Annotated in this window: 16 protein-coding genes; 6 read left to right on the plus strand and 10 right to left on the minus strand. The window is 38.1% G+C overall.

Annotated features, from left to right (window positions below; genetic code table 11):
• Positions 1-231 precede the first annotated feature (231 nt).
• From ACIF8R_RS11915 to pilG, 6 genes are all read right to left on the minus strand, one after another.
• Complete coding sequence (locus ACIF8R_RS11915; RefSeq protein ID WP_396480936.1) at positions 232-699, minus strand: hypothetical protein; 468 nt, start codon at positions 697-699, stop codon at positions 232-234.
• Positions 696-5,219 (minus strand): Hpt domain-containing protein, encoded by a 4,524-nt coding sequence (locus tag ACIF8R_RS11920; RefSeq protein WP_396480938.1) that lies wholly within the window; start codon positions 5,217-5,219, stop codon positions 696-698. The genes ACIF8R_RS11915 and ACIF8R_RS11920 overlap by 4 nt, the downstream gene beginning before the upstream one ends.
• Positions 5,220-5,366: 147 nt before the next feature.
• On the minus strand, positions 5,367-7,448 hold the full coding sequence (locus tag ACIF8R_RS11925; RefSeq protein WP_396480940.1) for a methyl-accepting chemotaxis protein: 2,082 nt from the start codon (positions 7,446-7,448) through the stop codon (positions 5,367-5,369).
• 46 nt (positions 7,449-7,494) lie between these two features.
• The gene (locus ACIF8R_RS11930) at positions 7,495-8,031 is read right to left on the minus strand and encodes a chemotaxis protein CheW (RefSeq protein WP_263614516.1); all 537 of its coding nucleotides are present in this window, start codon (positions 8,029-8,031) and stop codon (positions 7,495-7,497) included.
• Positions 8,032-8,089: 58 nt separating this feature from the next.
• A complete protein-coding gene (locus tag ACIF8R_RS11935) occupies positions 8,090-8,452 on the minus strand; it encodes a PleD family two-component system response regulator (RefSeq protein WP_004705774.1) in 363 nt (120 codons plus the stop codon).
• A gap of 23 nt (positions 8,453-8,475) precedes the next feature.
• The gene (pilG, locus tag ACIF8R_RS11940; protein ID WP_263614517.1) at positions 8,476-8,859 is read right to left on the minus strand and encodes a twitching motility response regulator PilG; all 384 of its coding nucleotides are present in this window, start codon (positions 8,857-8,859) and stop codon (positions 8,476-8,478) included.
• Positions 8,860-9,141: 282 nt separating this feature from the next.
• On the opposite strand from pilG, the gene ACIF8R_RS11945 reads away from it, so the two are divergent.
• Genes ACIF8R_RS11945 through ACIF8R_RS11960 form a run of 4 tightly spaced genes read left to right on the plus strand, consistent with a single transcriptional unit; the run spans position 9,142 to position 15,847 of the window.
• The gene (locus ACIF8R_RS11945; protein ID WP_396462758.1) at positions 9,142-9,780 is read left to right on the plus strand and encodes a hypothetical protein; all 639 of its coding nucleotides are present in this window, start codon (positions 9,142-9,144) and stop codon (positions 9,778-9,780) included.
• A 59-nt stretch (positions 9,781-9,839) separates the two neighbouring features.
• Positions 9,840-10,958, plus strand: a complete 1,119-nt coding sequence (locus tag ACIF8R_RS11950) for an efflux RND transporter periplasmic adaptor subunit (RefSeq protein WP_396480942.1) — start codon at positions 9,840-9,842, stop codon at positions 10,956-10,958.
• Between the two features lie 15 nt (positions 10,959-10,973).
• Complete coding sequence (locus ACIF8R_RS11955) at positions 10,974-14,072, plus strand: efflux RND transporter permease subunit (protein ID WP_396480944.1); 3,099 nt, start codon at positions 10,974-10,976, stop codon at positions 14,070-14,072.
• A 59-nt stretch (positions 14,073-14,131) separates the two neighbouring features.
• Positions 14,132-15,847 (plus strand): proline--tRNA ligase, encoded by a 1,716-nt coding sequence (locus ACIF8R_RS11960; RefSeq protein WP_396480946.1) that lies wholly within the window; start codon positions 14,132-14,134, stop codon positions 15,845-15,847.
• Positions 15,848-15,901: 54 nt separating this feature from the next.
• On the opposite strand, the gene ACIF8R_RS11965 is transcribed toward ACIF8R_RS11960, so the two are convergent.
• From ACIF8R_RS11965 to ACIF8R_RS11980, 4 genes are all read right to left on the minus strand, one after another.
• The gene (locus tag ACIF8R_RS11965) at positions 15,902-16,243 is read right to left on the minus strand and encodes a YegP family protein (RefSeq protein WP_068936816.1); all 342 of its coding nucleotides are present in this window, start codon (positions 16,241-16,243) and stop codon (positions 15,902-15,904) included.
• Positions 16,244-16,454: 211 nt separating this feature from the next.
• The gene (locus ACIF8R_RS11970; RefSeq protein WP_396480948.1) at positions 16,455-16,799 is read right to left on the minus strand and encodes a zinc ribbon domain-containing protein YjdM; all 345 of its coding nucleotides are present in this window, start codon (positions 16,797-16,799) and stop codon (positions 16,455-16,457) included.
• A gap of 90 nt (positions 16,800-16,889) precedes the next feature.
• A complete protein-coding gene (locus ACIF8R_RS11975) occupies positions 16,890-17,246 on the minus strand; it encodes a DUF488 domain-containing protein (RefSeq protein ID WP_396480950.1) in 357 nt (118 codons plus the stop codon).
• 145 nt (positions 17,247-17,391) lie between these two features.
• Positions 17,392-17,844: an SRPBCC family protein gene (locus ACIF8R_RS11980; RefSeq protein ID WP_081404819.1), complete on the minus strand. Its 453-nt coding sequence runs from the start codon at positions 17,842-17,844 to the stop codon at positions 17,392-17,394.
• A 212-nt stretch (positions 17,845-18,056) separates the two neighbouring features.
• On the opposite strand from ACIF8R_RS11980, the gene ACIF8R_RS11985 reads away from it, so the two are divergent.
• Together ACIF8R_RS11985 and ACIF8R_RS11990 are read left to right on the plus strand one after the other, a co-directional pair.
• Complete coding sequence (locus ACIF8R_RS11985) at positions 18,057-18,779, plus strand: YgfZ/GcvT domain-containing protein (RefSeq protein ID WP_396480952.1); 723 nt, start codon at positions 18,057-18,059, stop codon at positions 18,777-18,779.
• Between the two features lie 145 nt (positions 18,780-18,924).
• Complete coding sequence (locus tag ACIF8R_RS11990) at positions 18,925-19,635, plus strand: DsbC family protein (protein ID WP_031981656.1); 711 nt, start codon at positions 18,925-18,927, stop codon at positions 19,633-19,635.
• Positions 19,636-19,814 lie beyond the last annotated feature (179 nt).

Raw genomic sequence — 19,814 nt, forward strand, 5'->3', positions numbered from 1 at the left:
CAATAAATATATTGTATTTAAATATAATAAATTACGCAATTAATTTAATTCTTTCAAACATCAGAATTTTTATTTTTATAAATTTAATCTAGATCAAAAATTTTGGATTTATATAATAAAAAAATAGGCATAAATTTAGATATTTTAAAAAATAAAAAATCTATCTTTTAGTATTGTTAATATATTATTTAGTCATCATAAAAAAAGGAACTCATTTGAGTTCCTTTTTCTTTATAAACCTAGCGTTTTTTCAATATATTCTAGGTTCGGTATATGGTAGCGTCGATCTTGCATTCGCACATATTTAAATACTGTTGGGTGCTGTTCAGCTTCCTGATGCTCATCTATTTCATCGACAATTTCAGAAATACGTAGACGAACCGAGATCGGCATTGTTTTACACATTAATGCGAAACGTTGGCTGATATCTTCCCCTTCAATAACCAATGCTACAGCATATTGATCAGTTTCGTTATGGACTGAGTAGATAGGGAGCTTTACATCATGCCACTCAATATGTTTTACGCCATTTCTTACGTCCATAGCGGATAACACAATATTTTGGGGCAATAGCATAGGTACCTGATCATTACATTCAATGATATAGGCATCAATAAAACCAGTTGAAACCGTAATAAGATGCTGTAGCTCTTGTTGGTCCATATTACCGATCAAAGATGTATTTACACTACCTTTCATGATTTGACCTCGCTTTCAAAAGCTACAAGTAAAGCATCGATATTCTCTAGTAACTCTTCCTCTTGGAAAGGTTTACCCATATATTGACTTACACCTAACGAGAATGCTCGTTCACGATGTTTTTCACCTGTTCTGGATGTAATCATAATAATTGGCATGTATTGATGCATATCATGATGTCGTACAAGATTAAGTACTTCGAAACCATCCATACGAGGCATTTCAATATCAAGTAGCATTAGATCTGGCTTAATATTTTCTAGCTGCTCTATGGCATCCACACCATCTTTAGCCGTAACAACATCGTAGCCTTGGCGTTCAAGTAGTCGAGACGTTACTTTACGTACAGTTACCGAGTCATCGACAATCATAACGAGACGGTGTTCGTCTGATTCACGTTGTCTATATACTGCTTCATTAAGCTGCTTATGACGCGGCGTAGACTGAATTTGTCGCGCAATATTTTGTCCATCTAAAATTAAGCAAACCTGTCCATCACCTAAAATCGTGGCACCTGCAATTGCCCCAATGCTAGCGAACTGTTGACCAATTGGTTTCACTACAATTTGTGCTCGAGAACCAATTAACTGGTCAACAAGCAAAGCCACAGTTTGGCCATTGTTGGCTTTAATCATTAAGACAGGTAATGAATACATCATGCCATTTAGTCGTGGCATTGGTTGATTACCAACAAATTCTGAAAGATAACGTAATGGATAACGTTTATTTTCATATTCAAATAGTTCTTTAGGACTTTCAAAATACTGCTCTAAAGAAGCTGGCGAAACTCGAACAATTCGATCGATTTGAGCAAGTGGAATCGCAAATTGCTGATCTGCTACTTTCACCATTAAGGCATCACTTACAGCTACAGTGGTCGGTACACGAATAGTAAATGTGGTTCCCTTACCGTAAACAGAGTCAACGCTAACATGTCCACCTAAAGCCTTAATATCGCTTTGTACGACATCGAGTCCAACACCACGTCCAGAAATTTGAGTAATCTGTTCTGCAGTACTTAAACCTGGATGGAAGATCAGCTGTAGAATGTCTTGCTGTTCCAAGTCCTGTTCAGGCTTGATCAGACCCGCGAGTAGTGCTTTCTGGCGCACTTTTTCAACATCAATACCTTGTCCATCATCGCTAAAGACAACGACAACATCTGTACCTTGACGTTGAATGTTAAGTTCAATACGCCCTGCTTCCGGTTTATTTGCTTGTTGACGCTGTGCTCGGTCTTCTAAACCATGGTCAATTGCGTTTCTAAGCATATGCTCAAGCGGCGTCACTAAGCGTTCTAAAATGTTACGGTCTAACTCACCTTCTGTATTATTTACAAAAAGCTCAGCAGGTCTGTTCAATGCGGTAGATGTCTGACGCACAATTCGCTGCAAACGCGGTAACAAACGCGAAAATGGAACCAGTCGTGTTCGCATCAAACCTTCTTGAATTTCTGCCTGAATTCGTGACTGTTGTAAGAGCAGACTTTCTGTATCTCTGATCTTATGAGATAACGTATTTTTAAAGTCGACTAAGTCCGATGCAGATTCAGCAAGAGATTTCGATAACTGATTTAAAGATGAATATTGGTCCATCTCTAAAGGGTCAAAGTCGGTATAACGAGAGTGCTCAATACCATGTTTGGCAATAATTTGTGTTTCTAACTCGCCTTCCATTCGACGTAACTGATCGGCAAGTCGTTGAATAGCCAATTCCATTTCAACCAAGGTATGACCAAACTGGCTCAAGTCCATTTCAATTCGTGAACGGTTAATCGAGTTCTCACCAGACAAATCAATCATCTTCTCGATCAAGTCTGCTGAAACACGGATCATTTCATTGTTCTGATCCAGACGTTCTGTTTGCTCCCATACGCCCATCATTGGCGGCGGTTCTGTACCATCACCTTGTATAAAGGTCATCACAGGTTCTGAGCTAAACAAATCAGTTTTCGTTAACTTAGCCGGGATTTGGATATTCGTTTCAAAGAATTGAATATTTTCTAAACTTTGCTGTAATCCATCGAAATGCTGATAGTTGTGCTTGAAAATAGCATCTTTTAGCCATGCAACTGCACTTTCGAGCAAATGGTCATAAATATTTGAGTTGAAGTGATGCAGTGCAAATTGTTCAAATGTATTTTCGAGTTGATAGGCAATGGCGTAGACGGCTTCTAAACCGACCATTCGTGCGCCACCCTTCAAACTATGCACAGCTCTTTGTAATTGAAGCAAGATACTACGGTTTGTACGCTGCTCAAACCATTGTTTCAATAGCACATCAGCCATTTCTAACAATTCAGCAGCTTCTTCTAGGAATGTCTGCTCAACAACTGCAGTAATATCCTGTTCTTCAACTACAGCTTCATTTTCTTGCAATGATGTAACGGATGTTATTGCTTCAACTGGCGTAGCTAGCTCAGTAACAACAGTATCAAATACCTGGTCATGATGAGCTTCTAATTCTGCAAGAACAGGCTCAATTTCTGCTGGCACCTCATCTATTAATACTTCAGATATCAGCTCTTGTTCAGAGAATATCTCACTTTCAGTATCAAGTGCTTCAACCATTGGTACAGGTTGGAAGTTAGAGTTTTTACCCGCTTGTTTTAACGCGTTAATGGTGTAAGGAGCTGCATAATCTAGCTGTTGTTCACGCATGATTTGCAGACGGTCAGCCAAGTCATCTTGGACCAAACGAATAAAATCAATTAGAGGTGAAGTTGCAACTAACTGCTTTTGAATTAAACGCTCATATACACTTTCTAATTCATGGGTAATTGAACCAAGATAAGTCGCCTGAACCATATTTGCTCCCCCTTTCAAGGTATGCAAATAGCGCATTAGATTATTCAGGGCTGCAAAGTTTTCTTGCTCACCGACCCAAATATTGAGATCGGTATCAATTCCCTCAAGTAGCTCATCAGCTTCTTCAAGAAAGATATCTAAAAGGTCAGCATCAAAGTTTCGATTTACCTGTGTAGAGGAAATATACTGGCGATCTTGCTGTACACTCTGGCTTAATACAGTCCAATCAGCAGAGTCTGGTAGACTCTCTACAGTAACAACAGCTTCTAGCTCTGGTTCAATATTAAATAATGGCTCAACAGAAATCGAGTTTTGCTGAGACAGATCATTTTGAATGCTCGGAGTATGTAGCGTATAAAGTTTTAATTCTTCTAGAATACTTTGATGTTGCTTAACAATACCGACTCGCTGACCAGCAGCCAAGGCATCGAACAATTGAATAAGCTGTTGATGCGCTTTTTGATAAATTTCAAAAATATAGTCTGATTGCAATAACACAGGTTTATCAAGCAATACATCATAGCTTTCTTTCAGTTGGCTGGTATATTCATGCAAACCAAGCATGGCTTGAGAGTGTGTATGTTGTAGCAACAGGTCAGCCTGTTCACTTAGACGTTCAAGATAGCTTGGAAATTCATTGCGAATTCCCTTCTCAAAATCTAATTCTGCATCTAGTAGCTCAGAAACATCTAACAGCAATAATTGTGATACCAAACCATGAGACGGCGTTAATGGATCTGTACGATCACCATGTTGCTCAACGTAAGCATCCCATGATTGATTAAACTGCTGTAATCTCGCTTCAAGCTGTTCACTTGAACTACGGTTAGATAGTAGTTCTAAGCTATCTCTAATAAACTCACGATATTGTTGTAATAATAAAATTTCATCTGAGTTAGAAGAAAGCTCTTCTTGCAATAGTATTTTAAATAATTGCTCAACTTTGGTACTGGCGTCAAAAATTGTTTCGACCTGTGCCATTGCAGAACTACCACGTAAAGTATGCAGCGCGCGTATTAAAGCATTATAGCTCTCATACTGGTGTAGCTCTTGATCTAAGAACTGGTGAATTGTAGCTAAATGCTCCTCCGCCTCTTCCATAAACAAGGTCAAAGTTTCATCTAGATTTATTTCAATTCCAGTATGCGCATCTTGAGCGATTGACTCAACTAATGAATCTTGCTCAATATAATCTAGCTCAAGTCCAGTTACTGTTTCAGCAGTAAGCGTATTTGAAAGTTGTAAAAGCTCTTCTAAAGCAGGTTCTAAACTTTGCTGTTGTTGTAGTTGTTGGCCTAATAAAATAAGCGGTCTAAAATCTACTGCATGTGCTCTTTTTTGCTTAAAGTTATCTACTAATTTAAGGAAATAGAACTTAAACACTAACTGAACATAGCTCTGGATAGCTGGAGTCAACTTAATGCTTTGATTGATTACTCGATTGAGCGTATCTTCAACTGTCCAAGCAAGCTCAGCTGAAGATTTAGCACCAATCATTCTTCCAGAACCTTTTAAGGTATGAAAATGGCGGCGAATTTCAGTGAGCGTAGCAGTATTCTCAGACTGCATCCATTCATTTAGCAATGGTTGCAAATCAACAAAAATTTCTTCAATTTCTTCGACGAAAATGTCAAGAAACTCAGCATCTTGTTCAGAATAGCTATCTTCAGGTAGCGTCATTGCTTCAGTTAAAGTTTTTAATATTTCTTTCATAGCAAAGGCTTCTTTTGCTTACCCCCTGAGTGGGGAAAACTACAGAGTCAACACCAGAAAAATAGCTATTTCCCCAATATTTGTCTGGCGCTGCTCATACTTTTAAAAGAATAGCTATTATGAGAATAGCTATTCTCATCCCCCAATTTAGTCAGGTAATTTAAAGTCCGTTACTGACTCACGTAATGACTCCGACATGTTCGCCAATTCAGATACAGAACGAGCAGTATCGAAGGTTGCCGTTGTTGTTTGTGAAGTAATTTCTTGTACAACCGTCATGGTTGCAGCAATGTGACTCGCAGAAGCTGATTGAAGTTTTGCTGCATCAGAAATGCTCGCAATTAAGTTTGCCAAGTCACCCGATACTTTTTGAATTTCGTCGAGTGCAATACCCGCATCTTTCGCCAAGTTAGCACCACGTACAACCTCAGTTGTCGTTTGTTCCATTGAGATAACGGCTTCGTTAGTATCCGTTTGAATCGTTTTAACGAGCGTTTCAATCTGTTTAGTTGCTGAAGCAGAACGTTCCGCAAGACGCTGGACTTCGTCGGCAACCACGGCGAAACCACGACCCGCTTCACCGGCCATAGATGCTTGAATTGCTGCATTTAATGCAAGGATGTTTGTTTGGTCTGCAATATCGTTAATGAGCGATACGATGTTACCAATTTCTTGTGAAGACTCACCCAAACGTTTAATACGTTTTGAGGTTTCCTGAATCTGTTCACGAATGGTATCCATACCCTCAATAGAACGGTTTACGACTTGTGCACCATTAGATGCAATAGATACCGAACGTTGTGCTACGTGGGCAGATTCAGAAGCATTCGCAGATACTTGGTCAATAGACAATGCCATTTCGTTCATTGCTGTTGATGCACCTGCAATTTCTTGTGCTTGGTGCTCAGATGCCTCTGCTAACTGGTTGGTAATATTTTGAGTATCTTGCGTATAGCGAGCAACTTCTTGTGATGTTTCATGAATTCGAGATACCAAGTCTCGTAATTGGTCAATCGCAAAGTTAATCGAGTCGGCAATCGCACCAGTAAAGTCTTCCGATACTGTTGCATATGAACGTAAGTCACCATCTGCAAGATCGGCAATTTCGTCAAGTAAACGTAAAATCGCATTCTGGTTACGATCATATTCTTCTTGTAATGTAGCTACACGTTGTTTATCTGCTTGACTACGAAGAGATAAAAGCTTTAAGACAGCACCAATTAAGCCAAGAAGCGATAATGTAAGTAATGCAACTAACGCAAAAGCCTTCCAACCGTACTGGGTTTGATCTGAAAGATCACCTAATGCAGTTAACATTGCATCAGATTGAGAGAAGATCTCACCAGATGATTGACGTACGTTTACAATCTGGTTGGTATGTTTAAGAACTGAAGTCGCGGCAGATTTTAAAACTTTATCATACTCAGTTTTAATACCTTCTAAAGATTCACGCACTTCAGGGGATTCAACTTTAGCTACGCCTAATTCAGCATTTCCGTTTAGCTGTGCCTCTAAGTACACACCAAAAGTCTCAATATCGACACTAAAGTCATGCGCTGAGTTTTCAGAGTTCTCTGTACCAACGAAAACGGAGTTAATAGAACGCAAAATACGTTCCGCAATAAATACCTGGTTCTTAGCAATTACGACCTGATTACTTGATACTTTTTCGCGAACCATCTTATCAACCATCAAGTTATATTCAGCTTGAATCTCAGGAATAGAATCACTAATCGAGATATTCATATTATATAACTGGTTAATTACGTCCTGTTGCGATGAGATCAAGTCAATGTCATAAGACAAAGATTTCCACAGGCTAGCTACTTTTTTATATTCTTTTGAGGATGTGCCATAAATATTTTCGACATTTTTGATATTTTTGGCGAAAACTTGACGCGATTCAACTAAGTCTTTCATCGCTTGAGGCGAACCAGAAGCTGTTGCTTCCGTAGCCTGTCTAGAAATCGTTTGTGATAATAAACGTAACTCACCCATACTACGGGTTAATTCGTTATGTCGAGGTACACTATAAAATAAATAAGCGAGCGAAGTTGAAGCTAATACTAAACATACAGACGCTACATAAAGGATAGGCTTGGACTTTTTACTTTCCCCAAATAAACTGGCATATTGGTCAATTTGTGACTGGATTTTCGCAACAAAGTTGACATTCGATTTTTCGTTTACACCACGATTGCCACTTTTCTTTTTAAGTTTAAAGCCCATACAGCTTCTCCCCAGAAAAATACGCTGTTTATTAACAGCATAAAAATTAGTTTATAAATTTTGTCGATGCATTCATATAATGTGGGTTTTGCAATAATCGACTAAATAAAAAGACATGCCAGTGCTGATTGTGCTGGTGAAAATAACCTTGGCAATATTCTTTTAAATTTTCCTCCAAGTTTAAACTTTGAGAAAAAAAGCTTTTTTTATTAAAGTGTTGGATCCCCAAGACCTGATCAACAACCAACCCCACATATTGGTCGTGATGGCTAATACATAACACTTTTTGGGCAGCCGAAAATGAACTTCGTTGCCCTGAAATAAAATGTGCCAAGTCTGAAACTGAAAGTAATCTTCCCCGAATATTTGCCAATCCCTTTACCCAACTTTGGGTATTTGGAACAGGTGTATATTTTGGTGGATATATTACTTCTGACACTTCCCCAAGTGGTGCGACGAAGTATTGCCCTCTCATTTCAAAAGCAATTCCTGACCATCGCTCTGCTTCATTTTGGACTGAAGCGTAATTCTTGTTACCTCGTTTAGACAAACGAAGTAACTCGATAAATCCGTTCGCGGCCATACTCGATCCTATAAGACGGGTCTAGATCCCGCCATTTATGTTTTTATGAATGGATGAGTTAATTTAGAAATTGTTTAATTACATCGATCAATTGCTTTTCTTCAATTGGCTTAATCAAGTAATCAAGTGCACCCTGACGTTTGCCCCATACTCGGTCAGTTGCCTGATCTTTAGTACTCACAATAACCACTGGAATATGCTTAGTGTCTTCATCACGAGTAATCTGACGTGTTGCCTGAAAGCCATTTACACCAGGCATTACTACATCCATTAACACTAAGTCAGGCTGTTCTGCTTTTGCCAAAGTTACACCATCTGCACCATTCGATGCTTCAAGTACATCATAGCCATGCTTGGTTAGAATTTCTCTAAAACGATAAGTTTCTGTTGGTGAGTCATCAACAATAAGAATACGTGCCATTTCTTTGCCCTTAAATTACTTAATTATGAACTTACATGATTACGAATCGCATTTAGCAATTCATCTTTGCTAAATGGTTTCGTCAAGTATTCATCTGAACCTACCACACGCCCTTTTGCCTGATCAAATAGACCATCTTTACTAGAGAGCATGATAACGGGAATGTTCTGATAACTTTGAGAGTTCTTAATCAGAGCACAAGTTTGATAACCGTCTAAACGAGGCATCATGATATCTACAAAAACGATATCTGGATTAGCTTCAGCAATTTTAGATAAAGCTTCAAATCCATCGACAGCAGTAATCACTTCACAACCTTCACGTTGCAATAATGTTTCTGCTGTACGGCGAATAGTTTTTGAGTCATCAATAACCATTACTTTCAGATTTTGGAACGCATCTTCCATTTAATCTTCCATCCCCATAACATAAAATATAAATGCAATTTAACTTAAATTTGTTTTTACAGATTTATACGCATTTTTAACATATCTATACTTCTATTTTCAATGAAAGGTTTTTGTCTACTTTCTCATTTATAAACAATAACTTTTAACCTCATCACACTTTCGAAAAAATTATCATTTTTTTTATAATATTAATATTTTTATTCAGTTAAATAATAACTAATATATTTAAGATTAACTATTTAAAAATAAGTGGCTTAGCTTTCTTTTTTGGGGAATTTTATGAATAAGCGGGTGAAATACGCCTTTTATAGGAACTGCTTGTCTGTATTTATAGGCATTGCCTCCTGCGGGGCACTGTTTTTATCTTCCCCAACTTTAGCTGCAAATGATGCTCCTAAAGCTGTCTGGTATCGCTATTATGATCAACATGGCATTGCCAATATCAGCACATCTGTAACCCCAGCTCATATCCGCTATGGATATGAAGCACTCGATCAAAATATGCAGGTCATTAAAAGAAATCATCCCTATAATTCAGAGGCTGATTTAAACCAATCCTCTCAGCGTGCATTATCAGCTCGATACAGAGAAGAAGATAACAAGTTAAAAAAAGCATATAGCAATAGTAAAACTGCGGTGATTAAAAGAGACCAAGCTTTATTGGCCATAAAAAAACAAATGAATTATCAGCAAGAACAACTCAATCAGTTACAACAAGACAAAATTTTATTTAAACGACAGGAAATGGAATATTTTCGTAAAGGTGAAAAAGTTCCTGAAAGGCATAAAACTTTGATTGAAAATAATCTAGTTAACATTTTAAAAGTTAAACAAACACTTGAAATACTTTCAAAAAATTATAACCGCACTAACAAAGAGTATGAAAATATTATCGAACGTTTAAAAAAGCTTGAATAAGCGCACAGCTTTATCAAGAATAGGGGCAAAATAAAATTTGAATTACAGGATGATGCTGTATGCGCACAACGCATCTCACCCCTTCTACTTTTTTTAAATTAAGCTTGATCAGCCTGAGTTTGATTTTGGCTGCATGTCATCAGCAAGAAGCACCAAAAACAACAGCATCTGAACCTAAAAAAATTGAACTCATTCCTCAAGATTTAATTTCTGTAAAACAAGGTTCGCTTGCTGCTCAAACTGCTTTTACAGGAACTATTCGCGCAGTACAGCAAAGTTCTATTCAAGCTCAAGTCAGTGCGACAGCAACATCCGTTAATGCAAATGTAGGTCAAAAAGTACAAAAAGGCCAAGTATTAGTCAGGTTAAATAATCAAGACAATGCTGCACGTTTAGCTCAGGCAGAAGCTAATCTTGCTTCTGCTCAGGCACAAGCAGAGCTCGCACGTAATTTAATGAATCGAAAACAAAGATTACTCAATCAAGGCTTTATTGCCCGTGTGGATTTTGAACAGAGTCAAGTAGATTATAAGGGTCAACTTGAAAGTGTTAGAGCGCAACAAGCCAATGTTGATATTGCTAAAAAAGCTGATCGGGACGGTATCATTACGAGTCCTATTTCAGGTGTGATTACTAAACGACAAGTTGAACCGGGACAGACTGTATCTGTTGGGCAAACACTATTTGAAATCGTTAATCCTGATCAATTAGAAATACAGGCAAAGTTGCCTATTGAGCAACAATCTGCACTAAAAGTCGGTAGTTCTATTCAATATCAGATTCAGGGTAATTCAAAACAATTACATGCCATACTGACTCGAGTCTCACCTGTAGCAGACCAAGATAGTCGTCAAATTGAATTCTTTGCGGCTCCTAAAGAAGCGATTGATTCATTAAGTATCGGTGCATTCATTAATGGCATTATTTTGCAAAGTGATCGCAATCAAGGACAAACCATTCCTTTAGATAGTATTCAAAACCTGCAACAAGATCCTTTCGTATGGGTAATACGCAATCAGACTATTCAAAAGGTCAAGATTCGGGTAATTGAGCAACGTTACAATGAAAACATTGCTTTGGTACAAGGTTTACAAAATACAGATCAGGTAAGTCGTATCCAGTTTGAAGATACTGATATCTATAAAAAAGTGACGCTTACAGCCGAAAAAAATAAATAAGGTAGCAAATAGCTTATGTGGTTTACCCGAATCAGTGTGAAGTACCCCGTTTTTACCATTATGATGATGCTGTGCTTAATGGTACTCGGGTTAGCCTCTTGGAAACGCATGACGGTTGAAGAGTTTCCTAATGTAGATTTCCCATTTGTAGTGGTCACTACGCAATATGCCGGTGCTTCACCTGAAGCGGTTGAGTCTGATATTACCAAAAAACTCGAAGACCAAATCAATACGATTTCGGGCATTAAACAAATTACTTCACGTTCAAGTGAAGGGTCTTCGATGGTGATTGCCGAATTTAATCTTGATACCTCTTCCGCCATTGCTGCCCAAGATGTCCGCGACAAAATTGCTCCAGTTATCGCTCAATTTCGTGATGAAATTGATACGCCGATTGTGCAACGCTACGATCCTTCATCTAGCCCAATTATGTCGGTGGTATTTGAATCGAATACGATGAGTTTGGCTCAATTAAGTTCATATGTAGATAAAAAAATTGTACCTCAGCTTAAAACCGTTTCTGGTGTAGGTAATGTCAATTTACTAGGTGACGCTAAACGTCAAATTCGGATTAAAGTTCATCCTGAACAATTGCAAAGCTACGGTATTGGCATTGATCAGGTTATTAACACGCTAAAAAATGAAAACATAGAAGTCCCTGCGGGAACCTTACAGCAAAAAAATTCTGAACTCGTGGTACAGATTCAATCAAAAGTTATTCATCCTTTTGGCTTTGGTGATTTGGTCATTGCCAATAAAAATGGCTCCCCTATTTTTCTAAAACAAGTGGCAACTGTTGAAGATACTCAAGCCGAACTACAATCCAGTGCTTTTTATAATGGAAGAACAGCCGTCTCTATCGATATTTTGAAAAGTTCAGATGCCAATGTAATTCAAGTCGTCGATAAAACTTACCAAACTTTAGAGAAGCTAAAAGCTCAAATGCCTGCGGGATTAAATTATAAAGTCGTGGCAGACAGCTCCAAAGGGATTCGCGCTTCAATTAAAGATGTAGTTCGTACCATTCTTGAAGGGGCAGGCTTAGCAGTTTTAATTGTTTTACTCTTTTTAGGTTCTTTCCGTTCTACCGTCATTACAGGTTTAACTTTACCCATTACCCTGCTTGGAACATTAACGTTCATTTGGGCTTTTGGTTTTAGTATTAACATGATGACGCTGTTAGCCCTGTCACTGAGTATCGGCCTGTTAATTGATGACGCGATTGTAGTTCGAGAAAATATTGTTAGACATACAGAGCTCGGCAAAGATCATGTCACCGCAGCTTTAGAAGGCACCAAAGAAATTGGGCTAGCAGTACTTGCAACCACGCTTACCATTGTGGCGGTATTTTTACCTGTTGCTTTCATGGGTGGTTTAATTGGCCGTTTCTTCTACCAGTTTGGCGTAACTGTAAGTATAGCTGTTCTCATTTCCATGTTTATCAGTTTTACACTCGACCCAATGCTTTCAGCACACTGGAAAGACCCAGTAAAGAAAAAAGAAAGTCGACTACAACGTTTCTTTAATCATATTTCTAAATTATTAGATGGCCTTACCCATATTTATGAAAAGCTGTTGAAGCTTGCCCTACGCTTTCGTTTCATTACAGTCATTATCGCGATTGCTTCACTCATCGCTGCCTTAGGTTTATCTAAATTGATTGGAACCGAATTTGTACCAGTCCCAGATAAAGGCGAAATTCGTATTCAGTTCGAAACGCCCGTCGATGCTTCTTTAGAATATACCCAAGCCAAACTACATCAAGTCGACCAAATTATTAGGCAATTCCCCGATGTTGTTTCTACCTACGGGGTTGTAAATAGCACAATAGACGCTGGTAAAAACCATGCTGGTTTAGGGGTAACTTTAAAACCAAAACAAGAACGTAGTTCAGACTTAACAACACTCAACAATGAGTTCCGTGATCGTTTGCAAACAGTAGCAGGTATTCATGTTACCTCCGTTGCTGCTGCTCAAGATTCAGTTTCTGGTGGTCAAAAGCCAATCATGATTTCGATTAAAGGGACTGATCTAAATGAGCTACAGAAAATTTCAAATCGTTTTATTGCTGAAATGGGTAAAATTAAAGGTGTGGTCGATTTAGAAAGCTCATTAAAAGAACCGAAACCAACTTTAGGTGTTCATATTAATCGTGTACTGGCAAGTGACTTAGGCTTGTCTGTTTCTCAAGTTGCCAATGCGATTCGTCCATTAATCGCGGGTGATAATGTTACAACATGGGAAGATCGTGACGGCGAAACCTATGATGTTAATATTCGATTAAATGAAAACAAACGCATGCTTCCTCAAGACGTGCAAAACCTATATCTCAACTCAAACAAAACTGGTGCAAATGGACAACCGATATTAGTTCCATTGAGTGCGGTAGCAACAACTGAAGAAAAACTTGGTGCATCACAAATTAATCGACGTGATCTTGAACGAGAAGTACTCATTCAAGCCAATACGTCGGGACGCCCAAGCGGAGATATCGGCAAAGACATCGATAAAATGCAAAAAGCATTTAAGTTGCCTGCCGGTTATACCTTCAATACCCAAGGGGCTAATGCCGATATGGCCGAGTCTGCGGGTTATGCATTAACTGCTATTACGCTTTCCATTGTGTTTATTTATATTGTGTTGGGTTCTCAGTTTAATAGTTTTATTCACCCAGCTGCGATTATGGCATCTTTACCCTTGTCACTGATTGGGGTATTTCTTGCCCTCTTCTTGTTTAGAAGTACCCTAAATCTATTTTCAATTATTGGCATTATTATGCTCATGGGGCTGGTAACCAAAAACGCGATTTTACTTATCGACTTTATTAAAAAGTCTATGGAACATGGGGAAAGTCGTTATGATGCTATTTTACAAGCAGGTAAAACCCGTTTACGCCCAATCTTAATGACCACAAGTGCAATGGTCATGGGTATGGTTCCATTAGCTTTAGGTTTAGGTGAAGGCGGAGAACAAAGTGCACCAATGGCCCATGCTGTTATTGGTGGCGTAATAACCTCTACCCTGTTGACTCTTGTAGTAGTACCCGTCATTTTCACTTATCTGGATGACTTGAAAAACTTTATGCTGCGTCAAACTCGACGATTCATGTCATAATGCAGCAACTATCGTATAATCTGCGTTTTTATAACGCTTAACTTTTTAGGACTTTTTCCATGCGCGCAAGCCGCTTTTTATTTGCAACGTTGAGAGAAACCCCAAACGATGCTGAAGTGATTTCACATCAGCTCATGTTACGTGCGGGGATGATTCGTAAATTGGCATCTGGTTTATATACATGGCTGCCGATGGGAACACGTGTGCTTAAAAAAGTTGATGCGATTGTTCGTGAAGAAATGAATCGCTCAGGTGCTATGGAAGTGTTCATGCCCGTGACTCAACCCGCTAGCTTGTGGGAAGAATCAGGTCGTTATGAACAATACGGCCCTGAATTATTACGCTTCAAAGACCGTCACGACAACCCGTTTGTGCTTGGTCCTACACATGAAGAAGTAATCACGGATTTAGCACGTAACGAGCTAAAAAGTTATAAACAGCTTCCTGTAAATTTCTATCAAATTCAAACCAAATTCCGTGATGAAATTCGTCCACGTTTTGGTGTAATGCGTTCACGCGAGTTCATTATGAAAGATGCATATTCTTTCCATGCAACTCAAGAATCATTACAAGAAACTTATGACGTGATGTACGACACTTATAGCCGTATTTTTACTCGCTTAGGTTTAGATTTCCGCCCAGTACAAGCGGATACTGGCTCGATTGGTGGTTCAGCTTCACATGAGTTCCACGTATTGGCTTCAAGTGGTGAAGATGATATCGCATTTTCAACTGAATCTGATTATGCAGCAAACGTTGAAATGGCTGAGGCTGTTTTAGTAGGTGAACGCGCAGCGCCTACACAAGAATTTAAATTGGTTGAAACGCCAAACCAAAAAACAATTGATGATGTTTGCCAATTCCTAAATGCTGATCCGAAACAATCAGTAAAAGCGTTATTGGTTCAAGGCGTTGCGGATGAAAAAGGTAATGTTCCTGTTGTTGCCCTATTCTTACGTGGCGATCACGAACTGAATGAAATTAAAGCTGAGAAACATCCTTTAGTTGCCGCTCCTCTTACATTTGCAACTGAAGAGCAACTTCAAGCATTTGGTTTAACGGCTGGCTTTACAGGTCCACAAGGTTTAGTCGAAAAAGGTATCACTGTAATTGTTGACCGTGCTGCTTCTGTTCTTTCTGACTTTGTTGCTGGTGCAAATGAAGCTGACAAACACGCTGTCGGCGTAAACTGGGAACGTGATGCCCAAATTACTGAAGTTTTTGATTTGCGTAATGTGGTTGAAGGCGACCCATCTCCAGATGGTAAAGGTACACTACAAATTAAACGCGGTATTGAAGTTGGTCATATTTTCCAGCTTGGTACTAAGTACTCTGAAGCTTTAGGCTGTAAAGTTTTGGGTGAAGATGGCAAACCATTTACAGTAACAATGGGTTGTTACGGTATTGGTGTAACACGTGTAGTTGCAGCTGCAATTGAACAAAACTACGATGACAAAGGTATTATTTGGCCTCAAGCGATTGCACCTTTTGAAATCGCAATTGTTCCAATGAATGCACACAAATCACCTCGTACTCTTGAAGCAGCCGAAGCACTTTATGCTGAACTTCAAGCTCAAGGTTTTGACGTATTACTTGATGATCGTAACGAACGTCCGGGCGTTAAATTCTCTGACCTTGAGTTAATGGGTATTCCACACCGTATCGTGATTGGTGAAAAAGGTCTTGATGCTGGTACTTTTGAATATAAAGGTCGCCGCGATGCTGAAGCGAGCAATTTAACTAAAGAAGAACTTTTAGCTAAATTAGCGCGTTAATAAATACATAAATAAAAAAGCAGCTTTTAGAAGCTGCTTTTTTTACATTTAATTTTACGCCTCAACCGTTAAGTCTTTAATGGTTGCCGAAGATCCATTGGTTTTCACCGATTCAATTCCTTTATCACGTGATGCTTCACTGGCATAGAACTGACTCGTACCAATAATTTGATGATTTGCAGCTTTTAAATTGAAGTAAGGTTTCCCATTTTTTGCAGTTAAACGATCGTATCGCCCATCGTCACCACTATTTTTTTGAACTGACTCAATACCATTGACTGCCGATGCTTTCGCTTTATATAGCTCACTATTTAAAATAATTTCGCCATTACCAGCCTTGAGTACAAAGCGATATTGTCCATCACTCGCTTGTGAAATCTCGTACCATCCTGCCATAAGAACCTCGTTTTTTTGTTGGTGTGGGTATGACTTTCGTTATTATTCTGGACGAAAGTTATTTGTTATTGATGACAATATAAATGAGCTGTGCAACTTTGGGTAGTCTATTTTTTATACATTATCGTAATAAAATTATAAGGATGTTGAAAGTTAAAAAAGGTAGAGGTCTGATAGGCACCTCTACCGAAATGTAATTAAAATTAACAAATTAAGCTTTTTTTACAAATTCAGATTTTAATTTCATCTGACCAATACCATCAATTTTGCAATCAATATTATGGCCATCACTTGCATCTGGAACTAAACGAATTGTTTTTACTTTTGTTCCCACTTTAACAACCGAAGATGAACCTTTAATTTTTAAGTCTTTAATCACAGTGACACTATCGCCATCTGCCAAGACATTACCATTTGCATCTTTAATCACTTCTTGTTCATCAGCAATTGAAGTTTCCCCTTCCTTCCACTCATGTGAGCATTCAGGGCAAATTAATAAGTCGCCGTCTTGATAGGTATATTCTGATTGGCATTTTGGGCAATTTGGTAAAGACATAAAAAAATCTCAAAAAGTATATTATGCGAGATATGACTCATTTTTTAAAGTTTTAAATAAAAGACTTTTACCAAAAAAAAATTTATATATTCATTTCTTCTCTTTCTCTAATAAATAGTCTCTTAAAATAATCGCATGGTTATGCTCCACATCTTTTGCCGAATATAAAAGCGTGACTCTATGCTTGGACACAATGTCTTGTAACTCTTTAACTGCTGGGTTTGTTTCTAGTTCTTTTAAATAGCCCTGTTTGAACTCACTCCAATGCTCTAAGGACTCTGCATGAAACCACTTACGCAGTTCAGTTGAGGGGGCTATTTCTTTTAACCATAAATCTAAATGGGCATTTTCTTTACTTATCCCTCGACTCCATAGCCGATCAACTAATATTCGTTTTCCATCATTGGCACTTACATGTTCATAAATTCTTTTAATGTGTATTTCCATCTCTTTTTCTCACTAGATAGCCTTATTGTTTAGGCCTCATCAACACATTTAATATTTTGTTCTCTTTTAATCGTAATTAAAAAGAAAAAAGTGAGTAGTTCTCTACTCACTTTTTTCTTTAGGATGCCCAAATTTAAAAAGACGATTACTGATCTGGGATTTCGGCTTCTACTAACAGTGTTAATAACGACAAAGACTCCTGCCATCCTAAATAACACGCCTCTACAGGAATAACTTCCGGTATTCCTTCTTGGGTAATATGCACCTCTGTACCTACTAATACACTTTTTAAAGTAATAGTCACCTGCATAGTGCCAGGTAAATTTGAATCATCAAATTGGTCGTTATAACGAATTAATTCATTTGGAATGAGTTCGACATAAGTTCCCCCAAATGAATGTGTTGATCCTGTCGAAAAGTTGGTAAAACTCATTTTGTATGAGCCACCTACATTTGAATCAAAACTATGAACTTTCGCAGTAAAACCGTGGGGCGCCATCCACTTTACTAAAGCATCTGGGTCTAGAAAAGCACGATAAACCCGTTCAGCGGGTGCTTTAAATACACGATGTAATTTTACTGTACCTGTTGCCATTATGTTCTCCTTGTTTTAAGTCCATTTAGGTTATAAAAATTGTGCTTAATAGCTTAAACCGTAGAATTTCTTTTAACGTATATTTTTGGTGTTTTTCCATTTATACCATCAGTTTCTGACAAAACTAAATTACGAAAACTAAGGCTGATTTTTTGATAAAAATGGAGCAAAATAGTCAGCAATCATAAAGAAACATATTGAATTTGAGATTAATCATGAGTCTGCTCGCTTTCTCCTCATATGCATTAAACGGTGTAGATGCACAGAAGTTTTTACAAGGCCAAGTGACTGTAGATACTGAGCGTTTAGCTGAAAATGAAACACGCTATACAGCCATTTGTGATCTTAAAGGCCGTATTCACTTTGGCCTGTGGCTAAAAAAGATTAACGCTGAAAGTTTTGAGATTGTTGTTACTCAAGATCAAGCTGAAGAGTTCGCTAAGCATATTAAAAAATATGGTGCATTTTCAAAAATGACCTTGAATGAACAAGGCACTGTTTTTCCAAAAGTTGTAAATGGACACACTGAGTTCAGTTCTACAGAAACTGATGTTTCCGAATGGCAAAAACAAGCCATCATGACGGGGCAAGCATGGATTGCTCAAGCAACTGAACATGAGTTCCAACCACAAGAATTACGTTTACACCAACGTGAAGGCGTCAATTACGATAAAGGCTGTTATTTAGGTCAGGAAATTGTGGCGCGCCTTTGGTTTAAAGCAAAACCAAAACACTGGTTACATTTAATTCAAGGCACAGGTGAAGCACCTGCTCCAGCAACTCAATTAAATAACGATATTGAAGTGGTAAATAGTACTCAAACCACTGACGGATATATTGCATTGGTTGTTGCGAAACCAGCCGCTTTAGCAGAACTCGGCCTTCAAGTTCTCGATTTGCCGGAAGCTTTAAGTGGTGATGTTGCTAGACCACAATAATTATATTTAGCAAATAAAAAGCCCGTGGATACCCCTACGGGCTTTTTCATAGATACAAAATTCTAATAAATTCATTTAATTAGGGCATCAATTTTTTAATTTTTCTGTGCCATCATAATCGAGGTTGAAATCTAAGAGAAAAAATATGAAAACTAAACTTGCCACACTCATGTTAAGTTTGGCTTTTTTCGGTTCTGCTCATGCTGATGTGAAAACACTTGAACAAAATCTGAAGACAAATTATCCAGATTTACCTGTAAAGGGTGTTTATCAATCACCTGTGCAAGGTATTTATGAAGTATATACAAGCGGTCGTATTGTTTATACCAATCAAGATGCTAAATACTTCTTTGTAGGCAATTTAGTTGATATCAAACAACAAAAGAATATGACAGAAGAACGAATTGCCGAATTGGGTAAAATTGATGTTAAAAGCCTACCACTAAATCAGGCGATTAAATATGTAAAAGGTAAAGGGGAACGTACTCTTTATATTTTCAGTGATCCTGATTGCCCTTACTGCCAACGTCTAGAACAAAACATGGTTGGGGTAGATAACGTAACGGTATATGTATTCTTATACCCACTTACCAGTTTGCACCCAAATGCTGAAAAAGTTTCAAACCAAATCTGGTGTTCAAAGAACCCATCTGAAGCTTGGACCAATTATATGCTTAACCGCAAATTGCCGACTAATAGCAAAAGTTGCTCAAGCCCAATTCAAAAAAATATAGCTTTAGGTCAAAAATTAAATATCGATGGAACACCAACATTGTTCTTGCAAGATGGACAAAGAATCTCAGGTGTACCAAGTGATGCAAAACAAATTGAAGCATTACTTAAGTCAGTAAAATAAGTCTATATGCCACTCTCTTAGCCAGAGTGGCATATCATTTTTCTCCACAGTTTGCTTTATAGACATCGTTTTATATACAAATCGGCTGTTTACTTTCATCCACCACTATTTATGATGAGAAGTTGAGTTGATTCAATACATCGACGGAATGATGTAGCTACGAAGTAAAAGGTTAAAAA

Source organism: Acinetobacter sp. ABJ_C4_1, from assembly GCF_044538495.1.
Classification (GTDB): Bacteria; Pseudomonadota; Gammaproteobacteria; order Pseudomonadales; family Moraxellaceae; genus Acinetobacter; species Acinetobacter nosocomialis_A.

What these genes read in the sequence shown, in the direction of transcription:
- ACIF8R_RS11915 (WP_396480936.1), bottom strand. Translation starts at nt 699, where the DNA reads ATGAAAGGTAGTGTAAATACATCTTTGATCGGTAATATGGACCAACAA.
- ACIF8R_RS11920 (WP_396480938.1), bottom strand. Translation starts at nt 5,219, where the DNA reads ATGAAAGAAATATTAAAAACTTTAACTGAAGCAATGACGCTACCTGAA.
- ACIF8R_RS11925 (WP_396480940.1), bottom strand. Translation starts at nt 7,448, where the DNA reads ATGGGCTTTAAACTTAAAAAGAAAAGTGGCAATCGTGGTGTAAACGAA.
- ACIF8R_RS11930 (WP_263614516.1), bottom strand. Translation starts at nt 8,031, where the DNA reads ATGGCCGCGAACGGATTTATCGAGTTACTTCGTTTGTCTAAACGAGGT.
- ACIF8R_RS11935 (WP_004705774.1), bottom strand. Translation starts at nt 8,452, where the DNA reads ATGGCACGTATTCTTATTGTTGATGACTCACCAACAGAAACTTATCGT.
- pilG (WP_263614517.1), bottom strand. Translation starts at nt 8,859, where the DNA reads ATGGAAGATGCGTTCCAAAATCTGAAAGTAATGGTTATTGATGACTCA.
- ACIF8R_RS11945 (WP_396462758.1), top strand. Translation starts at nt 9,142, where the DNA reads ATGAATAAGCGGGTGAAATACGCCTTTTATAGGAACTGCTTGTCTGTA.
- ACIF8R_RS11950 (WP_396480942.1), top strand. Translation starts at nt 9,840, where the DNA reads ATGCGCACAACGCATCTCACCCCTTCTACTTTTTTTAAATTAAGCTTG.
- ACIF8R_RS11955 (WP_396480944.1), top strand. Translation starts at nt 10,974, where the DNA reads ATGTGGTTTACCCGAATCAGTGTGAAGTACCCCGTTTTTACCATTATG.
- ACIF8R_RS11960 (WP_396480946.1), top strand. Translation starts at nt 14,132, where the DNA reads ATGCGCGCAAGCCGCTTTTTATTTGCAACGTTGAGAGAAACCCCAAAC.
- ACIF8R_RS11965 (WP_068936816.1), bottom strand. Translation starts at nt 16,243, where the DNA reads ATGGCAGGATGGTACGAGATTTCACAAGCGAGTGATGGACAATATCGC.
- ACIF8R_RS11970 (WP_396480948.1), bottom strand. Translation starts at nt 16,799, where the DNA reads ATGTCTTTACCAAATTGCCCAAAATGCCAATCAGAATATACCTATCAA.
- ACIF8R_RS11975 (WP_396480950.1), bottom strand. Translation starts at nt 17,246, where the DNA reads ATGGAAATACACATTAAAAGAATTTATGAACATGTAAGTGCCAATGAT.
- ACIF8R_RS11985 (WP_396480952.1), top strand. Translation starts at nt 18,057, where the DNA reads ATGAGTCTGCTCGCTTTCTCCTCATATGCATTAAACGGTGTAGATGCA.
- ACIF8R_RS11990 (WP_031981656.1), top strand. Translation starts at nt 18,925, where the DNA reads ATGAAAACTAAACTTGCCACACTCATGTTAAGTTTGGCTTTTTTCGGT.